The sequence below is a fragment of the Bacillus sp. REN16 genome (assembly GCF_020731355.1).
GTDB lineage: Bacteria > Bacillota > Bacilli > Bacillales > Bacillaceae_L > Ferdinandcohnia.
Genome location: NZ_JAJFZK010000005.1, coordinates 79,327 through 93,536 on the forward strand (window position 1 = coordinate 79,327; position 14,210 = coordinate 93,536).

The following is a 14,210-nucleotide window of genomic DNA, read 5'->3' on the forward strand; positions in this document are numbered from 1 at the left end:
GTAGAATAAACTAGAATAAAGCATGGCAGTATGAGTGAAATGAAATTCACTATTACATCTATTAAATAACCAATGTAATTGATAAAGGAAGTGGCTATTGTGAAACAACCGATTTTTTTAACACCACAATTTCAGGAACGAATTTGGGGTGGAACCAAGTTACGTACTGAATTTGGATATCCAATCGAATCCGACTTAACAGGAGAATGCTGGGCCGTATCTGCCCATCCAAATGGGCAAAGTGTCGTGAAACAAGGTCCATATGAAGGCAAAAGCCTTGGTGAACTGTGGAAAGAGCAACGTGAGCTATTTGGAAATATGGAAGGTGACGTATTTCCACTTCTAACAAAAATACTCGATGCCAATAATGATTTATCCATTCAAGTTCACCCGAATGATGAGTATGCGAACAAACATGAAAATGGTGAACTTGGCAAAACTGAATGCTGGTATGTGATTGATTGTAAAGATGATGCTGAAATCATCTATGGTCATACAGCGCAAACGAAAGAGCAATTTATTGAAATGATTGAGAATGGAGAATGGAACCAACTATTAAGTAGAGTAAAGGTGAAGCCGGGCGACTTCTTTTATGTCCCTAGTGGAACGATTCACGCACTTTGTTCCGGAGTTCTTATCTTAGAAACGCAGCAAAGCTCTGACACAACCTATCGTGTATATGACTATGACCGAGCCGATCAAAGTGGAAATAAACGGGAGTTACATATTCAAAAATCGATTGATGTGACTACCATTCCCCATGAAGATGCAAGGGTAATGCCAATCGTCGAGCAAATCCAGGGTGCGACGATTACAACTTTTGTTAAAGAACATTACTTTTCTGTGTATAAATGGGACATTAAGGATACTGCATCTTTCCAACAAGACAAGCCATTTTTAATTTGCAGTGTTTTAAAAGGAGCAGGTGAGATTGCTACCGAAGAAGGAAGCTTCTCGATCGAAAAAGGCAGCCACTTTATCTTACCTGCCGAATTAGGCGACTTCAAAATTAAAGGAAATGTTGAATTAATCGTTTCTCATCCATGAGTGAGAGAATAACGTTGGGGGCAGTGGGACAGGGAATCTGTTCCTTTTTCCCTTAAAAGGAGGAAGACAAAAATGAACATAAAGAGAAGTGTAAAAAATCCTCTCATTACACCGCAAGATGTAAAACCCTCACGTCCTGATTTTACGATTGAATGCGTTTTCAATGCGGATGTTGCACGATATGAAGATGAAGTTATTTTACTAATGCGCATTGCAGAACGCCCTGTTCAAACAAATCCTGAAGTCTGTATTACTTGATTTAGAGGACCCTAACAAGATCTTAGCCAAAACAAAGGAACCAATTCTTGTTCCTGAAGTACCATATGAACTAGAAGGATTCTTTGGAAACGTAGTCTTTACATGTGGTGTATTATTTGAAGATCATATTGTGAAAATCTATTATGGTCGTGCTGATAACGTCATGGCACTAGCAGAAGTTCATATTGATGAAATCTACCGAGCGTTAAATATCTAATTCTACCATTTTTAGAATATATGAATGATAGGTAACTAAGAGAAAAGGATGACAACCGATGAAATTAACACAAAATTGGAAAATTCAGCATTTTAATCGGGGACAAGAACGTGATTTAGCAATTGCTGCTCCAGACTATATTGATCATTTTTGGATGTCTGCGAACGTACCTGGTGATGTACATTCTACTTTAATTCAAAAGGGATTAATCGATAACCCGTTTTTCGGGCATAATGACTTAAAATCAAAATGGGTTTCGGAGAAGATTTGGTGGTACCGGACAGAGTTTCACTATGATAAGAAAAGTCTACAAACGGATGAGCGCTTAGAATTAATTTTTGAGGGACTCGATACGTACGCAACGATCTATCTAAATGGATGTGAAATTGCTTCCACCGAAAATATGTTTATCCCACATACATTTGATGTGACTAGAGAAGTTGTCGATGGAAAAAATATCATTGCGGTTAAATTTGAAGTTGTAGCTGATGTATTAAAGGAAAAAGAAAAGAATTACTGGGCTGGCTACGGGAAAGATCGAATTTGGGCACGTAAAGCTCAGTACCATTTTGGCTGGGATTGGGGCCCACAAATCGTAACTGCAGGTATTTGGAAGGATGTTCGTCTCGAAACTAGAAAAATCGCTAAGATCGATAGTGTGTTTGCGAGAACGGTAGAAATAACGAATGACAAAGCGATTATTGAAATTGATGTAGATACAAGGACATATGTCCGCAATAAACCTTTATCGGTCAACGTGAAGTTCTATGATGGCGATATGGAAATCATGAAAACAGTACAGGTTCAGAAGAATCATGTGAATTTTATAATAGAGCTTGAAAATCCTAAGCTATGGTGGACACATGATTTAGGCACACCTCATCTTTATACCCTTGATGTGGAACTCGAGTGCGAAGGTGAGGTTATAGATTCAGACACAACCGATGTTGGTGTTCGTACCATTGAGGTTATGCAAAAGGATGCAGAAGGCAATAACCGTTTTACATTTGTGTTGAATGGTGTTGAAATCTTTGCGAAAGGTGCCAACTGGATTCCAATTGATAGTTTTATAGGGTCTACTCCGGATTCAAGATACAGCCAGCTCTTAACTCAAGCAAAAGAAGCCCATATGAACATGGTTCGTATTTGGGGCGGCGGAATCTATGAAAGAGAGATTTTTTATCAGGATTGTAATCGACTTGGTATTCTCGTATGGCAGGATTTCATGTTTGCCTGTGCCTTGTACCCGGATTACAACTATAACTATATGGAAAATGTGCGAAAAGAAATCACTTGTGCAATAAAAATGCTACGTAATCACCCGTCGATTGCTTTGTGGTGTGGAAACAATGAAAATGATTGGCTCTATGAGGTCGAATTTACGGCAGGAAACATCGATACTCCATTTTATGGAGAAAAGATCTATCATGAGCTGATACCGGAATTGTTAGATGAGCTGGATACTAGTCGTCTTTATTGGCCTAGCTCCCCATTTGGAGGTAATGACCATGACTCACAAGAAGTAGGCGATCGTCATAACTGGCAGGTATGGCATGGAAATGTCGAGCCACGAAAGTTTGGAGAGAACTTAGGTCAGGATTATAGTGTTGAAGGTGTGTCTTTTAAAAATTATAAAAAGGATTTTACCCGTTTTAGCAGTGAATTTGGCATGCATGCATCTGCTAACAGATTTACGTTAGAAGATAATCTTCCAGAGGGAACCTTTTATTGGGGCAGTGATGAAATGTCCTATCGCAACAAGGACTATCATCACCAAAAAGGAATTATGCTAATGGAAGGCTACACAGGGATTCCAACAGATATTGAGGAGTACATGAATTTTTCAATGCTTACTCAGGCTGAAGGATTGAAGTGCGGAATTGAGCATTATCGTCGAAATAAGCCATTTACAAGCGGGTCCCTAATTTGGCAATTAAATGATTGCTGGCCTGGCACAAGCTGGTCAATGATTGATTATTACCAGCTTCCAAAAGCATCCTATTTTTACGCTAAGAAATTCTTCCATCCGCTTTTATTAACGATTGACCACGATCCAGGAAGTGATCTTCATATTTGGGTAGTCAATGATTTACTAGAGACATATACGGATGTACTAGAGGTAAAGGTTGAAAGCATTAGTGGGGAAGAATTGTTCACAACAACCATACCTGTTGAGGTTAAGGGAAATGCTTCGGTTAAGATAACAAGTTTTACAGAGGAAGAGGTATTAAATGGTTTTCCGGCAAATGAGGTTGTGGTGCGTCTATCTTCTATTGAAGGTAAGGCACAACAAAATGTGTATTATTTAAGAGACCATAAAGATTTGGCACTGCCCCAGGCTCAACTTGAGACAGCAGTCGATAAGGAAAATCAAACGGTTACCGTAAGTACAGACCATCACGCGAGGATGGTAAAGCTAGAGATTCCAGCAAAGAAAATTCATTTTAGTGATAATTTCTTTGACTTATTGCCAAATGAAACCAAGACAATTGAAATTGGTCACCTTGAAGGTGAAAAAGTCGATCTTAGAAAATTACGTGTTTCAGCAATAAATTCGGTACATTAGTGTGAAGAAAAGTATGAAAGCAGCTTTAAAAACAGGAAAACAGGGGGACGGTTCTGCTGTTCGCCTATTTTTTTCCAATAGATAGAGATACGTTGGGACGGCTCACTGTTCTACTATTTTTCCCCATCATGGATTAAATGCGCCTGGCAGCGAGATACTGGGGATATCTCTTTGAATCTTGTATTTAAAGCAAAAGCAATGGTGAAGAAAGAGGGCTTCCATATACTAGGAAAACAAGAGAACCGTCCCTTTGTTTACCCTTTATTTACCTGTTTACACACTTCGTTCATTTAATAAGAAAGGGGAATTATATATTATGCGAATTGGCGGAATTGAAGCAGGCGGAACAAAATTTGTCTGTGGAGTAGGGAACGAGCATGGAGAGATTTACGAAAGGATCACTTTTCCAACGACAAACCCGGAAAAAACTATGGAAAAGGTCATTGCATTTTTTCAAGATAGAGAAATTGAGGCGATCGGAGTCGGATCGTTTGGACCAATTGATGTAGATAACGCGAGCGAAACATACGGCTATATTACGGAAACGCCAAAGGTGAAGTGGAAAAATTATAATATCGTTGGTGCACTAAAAGAACAGTTTCAAGTACCAATTGGGTTTCATACGGATGTAACGGCAGCTGCGCTTGCTGAATCTACTTGGGGCGCAGCGAAAGGCTTGGATAGCTGTCTTTATATGACAGTGGGAACAGGAATCGGTGTAGGTGCAGTCATAAACGGAAAACCGTTTCAAGGGTTGACCCATCCTGAAATGGGTCATATTTTAGTTAAGCGTCACCCAAATGATACGTTCGAAGGATTCTGTCCGTATCATGGGGACTGCCTGGAAGGGCTAGCTGCGGGACCAGCACTTGAGAAAAGATGGAACGAAAAGGGACAGGAATTAACGGACCAACCCGAGGTCTGGGAAATCGAATCGTATTACCTAGCTCAAGCAATAATGAATTATATCCTTGTTTTATCACCGAAAAAGATTGTTGTCGGTGGAGGCGTTATGAAGCAGGAACATTTATTATCACTCGTCCGGAACCAAGTATTGGAATTGTTAAACGGCTATGTGGCTGTTCCTGAATTAACTCCGGAAAATATAGATCGTTACATCGTTTCCCCAGGACTTGGCGACAATGCTGGGCTTGCAGGGGCGATTGCGCTTGGGGTGGAAGGAAAATAATAAGTATTAGTGGCTCCCCGTGGATGTTGGGGAGTTTTTTTGATAGGACGGAGGGAAAGGTAAAGTATCTTAGAGAGGAACGGTTACGTTTAATATGGAAGAATTGCTCTCCAAACTAGTTGGCTTTGCCAAATTCACTAAAAAAACTGACACAATTTTAAATATTTTTAAATTTTCCATTGCGTAATTAAGAATGATTACCTATAATGAAAGCGTAATCATTAATTAAACCGGTTTTTTACAATCTTAATAATGTTTACCAGAATAGTACTGTAGTAATATTTGCTTGTAGACAAGTGAATTAGAGAAAATTGAACAAAAAGTAAGATAATAATGAGTTGAAGATAGAAAAATTGTACTTAGGAATTAAACCGTTTTAACGATAGTGGCATTTTTATTAACAATCCCCCAATAATTAGTAAGTATAGTCATCGAACTGTCACTATATATAGTCGGACTAGGGTGTTTTTTATTTTTATTATTATTAAACCGGTTTAACGATTTTAATTCAATGTAAAGGAGTACATATGGTTACGATAGATGATGTTGCAAGAAAATCAGGGGTCTCAAAGGGGACTGTCTCAAATGTATTTAGTAAGAAACGCCCAATCAGTGCTGAAGTTACTGAGCGGGTAATAAATGCTGCAAAAGAACTTAACTATGTTCCAAATCATATTGCAAGGAGCCTGGCAATCAAGAAAACAATGATTATAGGTTTGAAAATGCCGACCTTAGATTTTGAATTAGGTAGCTTTGACTTAAAAGTAATTAATGGGGTTGTAAGAAAATGTACAGAAAATGGGTATCGTGTTCTCCTTGACAGGAACTTTGAAAATGAAAATTCATCTTTATATTCACGAGATCCAGTAGATGGAGTGATCCTACTAAATCCAAAAGATAATGATCCAAGGATTGAGCAATATCAGAATTTTAATCTTCCTTTTGTTTTAATTGGCAGTCCTAGTAAAGATGATGACGAAATAAAGTTTGTTGACAATAATAACACTGAAATTGTTAAACAAGTTGGTGAGTATTTAATTGAGAATGGTCACCAAGATATTCTGTTTTTAAATGCAGAAAAGGGTATGACAGTTGCAGAAGATCGCAAGGTGGGGTTAAGACAAGCTTTTGAAAACTATAATCTTCCGTTTGTGGAGGAAAGTGTTGTTTATAACGATATCGAGAAATATACGAATGCATCTGACTTTGGGTTTTATAGTTTGTTAGAAGCCTATAAAAATAATAATTTCACAGCTGTTATTGCCGATACGGATCGAGTAGCACTTGGGGTACTGCGTGCCGCTAGAGAGTTAGGAATAGAGGTACCCGATGACTTGTCTTTAATCGCTCTGAGTAATAGTGAAACTCTTGCGTTAGAAACAACTCCGAAGCTTACAAGCATTGAACTATTCCCAGAGAGACTTGGGGAGGAAGCTGCAGAAGTATTAATTAATGTATTAACTGAACAGTTGGCACCAAAACAAAAGATGATTCCCGCGAAATTAGTGATTCGAGATTCCTGCAAAAATCTTAACTAGGTAGAAAGTAACATTTAAATCTATATAACTGAAGGGGGGGATGTTACCTTCTGAGACCATCCTGTTAAGGGTTGATATGACTGCACAGAATAGACACATTGAGAACGTCTGCTATGCCGATTAATAATGAGATTTTTCAGGTAAAGAGGAGGTAAAATAATGAAAACGAAAAAAGGGTTTAAGCTTTTTGTATTGGCTTTAATGATTTTTAGCTTACTTCTGTCAGCTTGTACATCTAAGGAGTCAGGTAGTAATGAAAAACCTGATCAAAAAAACGGTGAAAAAACCCTGCGTATGTTAACGAACGTAGTAGGTGGGAAAACACCAGAAGAAAATGATTTATTTATTAAAGAGATTGAAAGATTAACAGGTATAAAAGTAGAAATGGTTAAACCCCCTGCTGATTATGACCAAAAGCTTATGGCCTCTATGTCTTCCGGCGAAAAGTTTGACCTTATCCTACTTACCAAAAACCTAATGGATATTTTAGTAGAACAAGGTGCATTAACTGAATTAAACGATACAATTGATGGTTCAAAGGTATTGTCTGACTCATCAGTGATTCCAAAAGAGGAATGGGATCTAATTACGTATGAGGATGGTAAGATTTATGGTGTGTTTAACAAGTTTGAAGGTGGAACATTGCCAACCGTTCGTCAAGACTGGATGGAGAAATTAAACCTTGAAGCACCTGAAACACTTGATGATTACTACAATGTGTTAAAAGCGTTTAAAGAACAAGATCCAGACGGAAATGGCAAGGATGATACATACGGTCTATCAACTGCTGGTATGTATGATGTTCAAGGATTTTTTAGTGCTGCTGGCGTAAAGTATCGTTATGAAATTGATGAAGATGGAAATCGTACTATTCCAATCGCAACCGAAGCAGCTGTTCCTGTATTTGAATGGTTCGCAAAGCTTTATAAAGAAGGTATATTAGATCCAAATTTTGCAACTAATGATACAGGTAAAATGCGTGAGTTATTCTTAACTGACCGTGTAGGTATGGTTACATACTGGGATGCATGGGTTGGATTATTTAACAATATAAAATTAACTGAAGATCCTAATACTGAATTCGTGGCAAAAGGAATTAACGCTGCTGCAGGTCCAGATGGTAAGAAAATGCTTCGTCGTGGAGACCCAAGTGTATGGGCAATTCCTGTAAATGCTGATAATCCAGATGTTGCTGAAGAATTCCTTGAATTCTGGCATTCAGAAGATGGTAACGTATTAAGTACGCTTGGAATTTTGGATCACGATTTCACATTAACTGATGGAAAGTATGAATTAACAGAAACTGGCGAAGAACACGGTATGGACCATGGGGTTGTTATTCCAAATAACACGAGCTGGGAAAATCCATTTGGTATGTTACCAGGTGTAAAAGATGCACAAGAAATTATTCTAAGTAACTCTTCATTAGAGGTTTCCACTGAAAGTTGGCCACAAGCAGAAAAAATCATCCAAAACTATGCGTTTAAAGCAATGATGGGTGAAATGGATGCAACAGAGGCGGTAAATCAAATGCATAAAGAATTATTAGATGCAGATTTAATTGATAAATAAATGATTGAAGAGGGTGTAGCTGAAAAGCCCTCCTTCTTTTTTAACCACACTAACGGACATAAGGTCGTATACAATTTACTAAGAATCTAAATTACCTCTATACCGTGTGAAAAGGTGATGATATGAGTGAAGGCACTTAAACAATATGCATGGCTTTACATGATGATGATACCAATTGCAATCTATTTTATTTTATTTTCCTACTATCCCCTAGCAAGGGGATTTGTGATTAGTTTACAAAAATTTAGGCTTATAGGTGATCGACCATTTGTAGGCTTGGAAAATTACATAACAGTTCTAAATGATCCAATATTTTGGCGAGTGTTGGTAAACACGCTGATTATCGGTGGAGGAATCCTGCTGATTGGATTTGTATTCCCTATTATAGTTGCCATTTCATTAAATGAAGTCATTCGCGCTTCATTCAAGAAATTCACGCAAATGGTCATTTATATACCACATTTATTTTCATGGGTTGTTGTTGGAGGAATTTGGATTTATTTACTCTCTCCTGATGGGGGACTTGTCAATGAAGTAATAAAAGCATTTGGAGGAGAGCCGATCCATTTCTTCACAAAAGATGAGTATGCACGTCCACTTATGATTCTTTCTGCGATATGGAAGGATATGGGTTATACCTGTATTCTTTATTTAGCAGCAATTGTTGGTATAAACCCGTCGTTATATGAGGCTGCAAGAATTGATGGAGCTTCTCGTTGGCATGAAATTAAACATATTATGTTACCATCTTTAGTCCCAACGATGAAAGTAGTTTTTCTATTAAACTTATTGGGTGTTTTGAAAATATTTGACCAAATATTTGTTATGAGAAATCCCGCCATCACTCGAAAAGTAGATGTGTTAATGACATATACATATGAAAAGGGGATTCTCGAGTTTCAAATGGGTATTGCAACAGCAGCGTCATTTATTGTTATTCTAGCAACGTTAATATTAACACTTGTTGCTAGAAAAATAACACGATTTGATGAGGAGGCATAGAAAATGCAGAGTTGGAGACATTTCAGTTGGAAGAGAAGATTTTTTTACAGTCTAAATACTCTCTTTCTATTGCTATTAGTACTTACCATGATTGTTCCTTTACTAAATACGATTACCGTCTCTTTATCTTCAAATATTGAGTCTATGAAACCTGGTATAAAATTGTTTCCTACAGAAATTAGTTTTGAAGGCTATGAAACTATATGGAGAAAAATGGAGCTATGGAGACCGTTTTTAAACAATGTCTATGTTACAGTAATTGGTACGACTGTCCATGTATTTTTATCAGCCATGGCGGGCTATGTATTAATTCAAAGAGGTTTGCCTGGAAAGAACATTATGCTTACTTTAATTATGCTAACGATGATGATTCCTGGTGAAGCAATCATGATTCCGCTTTATGTAGTAAATAAAGATTTAGGATTATTAAATACATTAACTTCATTAATCATCCACGGGTTGGTTTCTGGTTTTAGTGTTCTTTTAATGAGAAACTTTTTCTTATCTGTTCCATATAGCCTAGCAGAATCAGCAAAAATGGATGGAGCTGGAGATTTTAAAATTTTTCTTCAAATCTATTTACCACTAGCAAAACCAGGTCTTGCAACTGTGACATTATTTGAATTTGTAAGTAGATGGAATCACTTTACTTCTGCATTGCTTTATATAAATGACGATACGAAATATACATTACAGCTTGCCCTTCGTTCAATCATCTTAACGTCTGATGCCACTTCTAGTAGTGATTTTATGACTGCGAACGTTCGAATGGCAGGGATTGTTATCGCACTTATTCCGTTATTAATCATTTATCCATTTGTACAAAAGTATTTTGTAAAAGGAATCATGCTTGGTTCAACGAAAGAATAGCTACCGACTTAGGAGGTATTAGAAATGACAAATGCACAAGCTGACGTAAAGATGGAAACGGTATCACAATTTATCTCACATGAAGAAGAAGGACTATACATTGAGATTCCTTTCACACTACCCGAAGGGGTAGAACAATTCCAAGTAAAAATAGATGTCGTTCATAGCGGTGTAGCATCAAGCATTATTGATTTAGGTGTGAAAGATCCATATCGTGTTCGGGGCTGGAGCGGTGGCGCGCGGACACAGTTTTTTATCCACCAGGCAAAAGCAACACCTGGATATTTACACGGAGAAATTCATGCTGGAGAGTGGGCAGTTATCCTTGGAAGCTACAAGGTAGCCGAAAAGGGATGTACAGTGAATGTAACGGTCGAATACACATTGGAAACGCATCGTTGGATAAAAGGTGACCTCCATACACACAGCGTACACAGTGATGGAAAGTTTACCCTCAGGGAAAAAGCAGAACTTGTTGAAAATATCGGACTTGATTTTGTAGGTATCACAGACCATAATGCTGCAAGCCAAAATGAAGCATACCCTCGTGATACAGATACATTGTTTATCCCCGGGATGGAGCTTACAACGAACAAAGGGCATCTAAATTTTTATGGTGTAAATGATCCGGTGAAGGATTTTCGTGTAAACACAATAGAAGATCTGCATAGCCGTATAAAAGAAGCGCGTAATCAAGGTGCATATGTTTCTCTGAACCACCCTTTTTGCCGATATACAGGTTGGAGATTGGATTGGAATTTTGACTATGACTGGGTCGAAGTGTGGAACGGACCATGGAGGGAAGATAATCATGATGCTGTTAATTGGTGGCATGAGCAGCTTGTTGATGGAAAAAGGCTTGTTGCCGTTGGCGGCAGTGATGCTCACAATCCACAGCAAGTCCATGTTAAGCACGGAATGCCAACGAATTGGGTATATAGTAAAGCATTAACATGTCCTGAAATACTGAGAACAATTGACAAAGGACATGTTGTGCTAAGTTACGCACCAGAAGGCCCATTTATTAACATGACTTGTGGAGATAGTATGGTTGGTGATGTATGCAAGGAATCTAATCAGAAAGTTGAATTAACAGTAAATGATGTTCAAAGCAGTGACATCGTTAAGGTTATTTCAAATAAAGGAATTGAAAAAGAAGTCATAATTGGAAAAGAACAAGAAGAGCTAAACATAGAATGGGAGATTAATAAACGTTCCTTTTACAGAGTTGAAGTTTGGCGTTATTTTCCGGAGGCAAAACAACGACTAATGGCAGCGTTGAGTAACCCAATCTATTTTACTAACAAAAATATCAATTTGAAATAAGGGAAATAAATATACATCATTGGTATATATATAACTGAAAAAAGGAGACGAGTATCACCTTTATTTTTTAAATAGGGAAGGTGAGTAAGATTAAAAGTATTTTTCGAGGAAACCAAATCAACTATATTGGAGCACATCGAGGGGCTTCAGCCTATTGCCCTGAAAACACGATGTCTGCCTTTAAAAAGGCTTACGAGTTAAAGGCTGATATGCTGGAATTAGATGTTCAATTAACAAAAGATGGAGAAGTCATTGTGTACCATGATTTTTTCCTAGACAAACGAACAAATGGAAAGGGTTTTGTTCATGATCACACACTAGCAGAGGTAAAGCAGCTAGATGCTGGCTCATGGTTTTCTGAAAGTTTTACTGGTGAAACGATACCAACGTTCGAAGAAGTCTTGGCTTGGTCTAAGGATAAAATCTGGATGAATATTGAGCTAAAACAGTTAGAGCATTTGCATGAACCACTGGCCAAGAAGGTTGTTGAACTTATTGAGCACTATGGTATGGTGGAGCAGGTACAGATCATGTCTTTCAATCACGCATCCTTAGTGGAAGCGAGGCGATGCAGCAAAAAAGTCATCACGAGTGCAATAAGTGCATCAAGAATTGTGAATCCAACTGAATACTTACGTTCCATTCAGGCCCAAGTGTTAAATGTTCCAGTCATTCATTTATCTCCACGTTTAGTAGAGGTGTTACATAACCAAGGTTTTTATGTTCATGGAAGCATGAGTGATGATCTTAATGTCTGGAAGACAATTTTAGAGTGGGGAATTGATGCAATGGATACGAACATTCCAGACGTTATGATACAGGAAAGAGCAAAATTTTACGAGAATAGAGGGTCTGCCGATGGACTACTTAACACTTAGAGGGTTAGTTGATAATAAATCGGTTGAGAAAAAAGTATCTCGGTTAATTATGGGTACAGCAGGTTTTTATCAATTAGAAAACAAAGATAGCGCGTTTTCGATTATGGATAAATTTGTTGAGGTTGGGGGAAATACATTTGATTCTGCCCATCAGTATATTAATAGTGAAAAAGTTTTAGGGGAGTGGCTTGATAAAAGAGGAATACGTAAGGATATTTATATTTTAACGAAGGGCGCTCACCCCGACGATGGGGAGCCAGGACCGCGTGTTCATCCTGCTTCCATCACAAAGGATATTATGGAAAGCTTGGAAAGGCTTCGTACAAATTATATTGATTTTTATGCTCTTCACCGAGACGATTTAAATGTTGAAGTTGGGCCTATCATGGAGATTCTCAATGAGCATGTAGAGGCAGGTAGACTACACGCAATTGGCGCCTCAAATTGGTCACATGAACGAATACAAGAAGCAAATCGTTATGCTTCGAAACATGGCTTAGTAGGCTTTACTTATAATAGTCCTAACCTAAGCTTAGCCCAATGTAATGAACCAAGATGGCCTGGATGTGTATCAGTCAATGAAGAAATCTCAAATTGGCATAAAGGAAATCAATTGCCATTATTGTCATGGTCTTCACAGGCAGGTGGTTTTTTCAGTGGACGATTCAAGCCTGAAAATCGTGACAATGAGGAATTCATACGAGTATACTACAGCGACGAGAATTGGGAGCGCTTCAACCGTGCCCAAGAATTAGGTGAGATGAAGGGCTCGACAGCAAATGAAATTGCCCTTGCATATGTTTTAAATCAACCTTATCCTACTGCGGCAATTATTGGTCCTGAGAAAGTAGAGGAATTGCTTTCATCCATCAAAGGATCGAAAATTCAATTAAGTGCATCAGAAGTGAAATATCTTAATCTAGTGAACTAATATTCTAGTTGGATTTATACACCTAAATGGAAAAGGAGCAAAAGATGATAAGACAAAAGTTTGCAGCTCAATTATATACATTACGAAATGAAATTAAAAGAGATTTTCCAGGTGTGTTACGTGAATTAAAGAAAATGGGCTGGGAAGCGGTTCAAATTGATGGCCTATATGCATATTCTCCTGAAGAGATAGCTGAAGTGTTGAAGGAAACAGGACTTAAAACAGCAGGTATGCATATTAGCTTAGATCGGATGAACAACGAGCTTGATCAGGTATTGAAGGAAGCTGACTTATTTGGGACAACGGACTTCTTCTGTCATTATCTAGAGGAAGATATGCAGATTGTAGAAGGGTACTTGAAAGTAAAGCAAGATCTCATTGAAGTTTCCAAGAAAGCTAGGGGCTATCGGGTAGGTTATCATAATCATGATTTTGAATTCAAGACAAAAGTTAATGGAAAATTTGCCCTTGATTATATTGCAGAAGAACAAGAAGGTATTATCATTTATCCTGAGGTTGATACTTACTGGGTTAAAATGGCTGGAATTGATCCCTTAACCTACATTAAAAAATTCCCAAATCGTATTCCCATTCTCCATCTCAAGGATATGACAAATGATGATCGTAAATATTTTGCAGAAATCGGTACAGGTTTAATTGATTTTGCACCAATCATCGAATGGGGTGAACAAAACGGAGTAGAGTACTACTGTGTTGAACAGGATTTCTGTCCTGGTAATCCATTTGACAGTCTTGAACTAAGTTTAGCAAACCTAATTAAAATCTCAGAAAAAATACAAGTATAAGTAGAAGATT

Annotated in this window: 13 protein-coding genes; all 13 read left to right on the forward strand. The window is 37.9% G+C overall.

Annotated elements, in window-relative coordinates; translation table 11 throughout:
* The first annotated feature begins 96 nt into the window (after nt 1–96).
* The 13 genes from manA to LKW28_RS07845 all read left to right on the forward strand — a co-directional run bounded on the left by manA (nt 97) and on the right by LKW28_RS07845 (nt 14,200).
* Complete coding sequence (manA, locus tag LKW28_RS07785) at nt 97–1,047, forward strand: mannose-6-phosphate isomerase, class I (RefSeq protein ID WP_229140030.1); 951 nt, start codon at nt 97–99, stop codon at nt 1,045–1,047.
* 72 nt (nt 1,048–1,119) lie between these two features.
* Complete coding sequence (locus tag LKW28_RS07790; RefSeq protein WP_229139794.1) at nt 1,120–1,305, forward strand: hypothetical protein; 186 nt, start codon at nt 1,120–1,122, stop codon at nt 1,303–1,305.
* Entirely contained in the window at nt 1,259–1,522 is a 264-nt protein-coding gene (locus LKW28_RS07795; protein ID WP_229139795.1) for a hypothetical protein, read from the forward strand. The genes LKW28_RS07790 and LKW28_RS07795 overlap by 47 nt, the downstream gene beginning before the upstream one ends.
* Nucleotides 1,523–1,580: 58 nt before the next feature.
* The gene (locus LKW28_RS07800; protein WP_229139796.1) at nt 1,581–4,088 is read left to right on the forward strand and encodes a beta-mannosidase; all 2,508 of its coding nucleotides are present in this window, start codon (nt 1,581–1,583) and stop codon (nt 4,086–4,088) included.
* A gap of 316 nt (nt 4,089–4,404) precedes the next feature.
* Nucleotides 4,405–5,277 (forward strand): ROK family protein, encoded by an 873-nt coding sequence (locus tag LKW28_RS07805; RefSeq protein ID WP_229139797.1) that lies wholly within the window; start codon nt 4,405–4,407, stop codon nt 5,275–5,277.
* Nucleotides 5,278–5,783: 506 nt separating this feature from the next.
* Nucleotides 5,784–6,815: a LacI family DNA-binding transcriptional regulator gene (locus tag LKW28_RS07810; RefSeq protein WP_324255022.1), complete on the forward strand. Its 1,032-nt coding sequence runs from the start codon at nt 5,784–5,786 to the stop codon at nt 6,813–6,815.
* 159 nt (nt 6,816–6,974) lie between these two features.
* Entirely contained in the window at nt 6,975–8,387 is a 1,413-nt protein-coding gene (locus LKW28_RS07815) for an extracellular solute-binding protein (protein ID WP_229139799.1), read from the forward strand.
* A 126-nt stretch (nt 8,388–8,513) separates the two neighbouring features.
* A complete protein-coding gene (locus tag LKW28_RS07820; RefSeq protein ID WP_229139800.1) occupies nt 8,514–9,389 on the forward strand; it encodes an ABC transporter permease subunit in 876 nt (291 codons plus the stop codon).
* A 3-nt stretch (nt 9,390–9,392) separates the two neighbouring features.
* Nucleotides 9,393–10,259, forward strand: a complete 867-nt coding sequence (locus LKW28_RS07825; RefSeq protein ID WP_229139801.1) for a carbohydrate ABC transporter permease — start codon at nt 9,393–9,395, stop codon at nt 10,257–10,259.
* Nucleotides 10,260–10,283: 24 nt separating this feature from the next.
* A complete protein-coding gene (locus tag LKW28_RS07830; protein WP_229139802.1) occupies nt 10,284–11,585 on the forward strand; it encodes a CehA/McbA family metallohydrolase in 1,302 nt (433 codons plus the stop codon).
* An 80-nt stretch (nt 11,586–11,665) separates the two neighbouring features.
* Nucleotides 11,666–12,463 carry a glycerophosphodiester phosphodiesterase gene (locus LKW28_RS07835; RefSeq protein WP_229139803.1) on the forward strand — a complete coding sequence of 266 codons (798 nt, stop codon included), beginning with the start codon at nt 11,666–11,668 and terminating at the stop codon, nt 12,461–12,463.
* Nucleotides 12,444–13,394 carry an aldo/keto reductase gene (locus tag LKW28_RS07840; protein ID WP_229139804.1) on the forward strand — a complete coding sequence of 317 codons (951 nt, stop codon included), beginning with the start codon at nt 12,444–12,446 and terminating at the stop codon, nt 13,392–13,394. Before LKW28_RS07835 ends, LKW28_RS07840 begins: the two co-directional genes overlap by 20 nt.
* A 44-nt stretch (nt 13,395–13,438) precedes the next feature.
* Complete coding sequence (locus LKW28_RS07845; RefSeq protein WP_229139805.1) at nt 13,439–14,200, forward strand: sugar phosphate isomerase/epimerase family protein; 762 nt, start codon at nt 13,439–13,441, stop codon at nt 14,198–14,200.
* Nucleotides 14,201–14,210: the final 10 nt, after the last annotated feature.

Excerpts from the sequence above, each read along its gene's own strand:
- LKW28_RS07790 (WP_229139794.1), top strand. The coding sequence starts at position 1,120 with ATGAACATAAAGAGAAGTGTAAAAAATCCTCTCATTACACCGCAAGAT.
- LKW28_RS07800 (WP_229139796.1), top strand. The coding sequence starts at position 1,581 with ATGAAATTAACACAAAATTGGAAAATTCAGCATTTTAATCGGGGACAA.
- LKW28_RS07805 (WP_229139797.1), top strand. The coding sequence starts at position 4,405 with ATGCGAATTGGCGGAATTGAAGCAGGCGGAACAAAATTTGTCTGTGGA.
- LKW28_RS07815 (WP_229139799.1), top strand. The coding sequence starts at position 6,975 with ATGAAAACGAAAAAAGGGTTTAAGCTTTTTGTATTGGCTTTAATGATT.
- LKW28_RS07825 (WP_229139801.1), top strand. The coding sequence starts at position 9,393 with ATGCAGAGTTGGAGACATTTCAGTTGGAAGAGAAGATTTTTTTACAGT.
- LKW28_RS07830 (WP_229139802.1), top strand. The coding sequence starts at position 10,284 with ATGACAAATGCACAAGCTGACGTAAAGATGGAAACGGTATCACAATTT.
- LKW28_RS07840 (WP_229139804.1), top strand. The coding sequence starts at position 12,444 with ATGGACTACTTAACACTTAGAGGGTTAGTTGATAATAAATCGGTTGAG.
- LKW28_RS07845 (WP_229139805.1), top strand. The coding sequence starts at position 13,439 with ATGATAAGACAAAAGTTTGCAGCTCAATTATATACATTACGAAATGAA.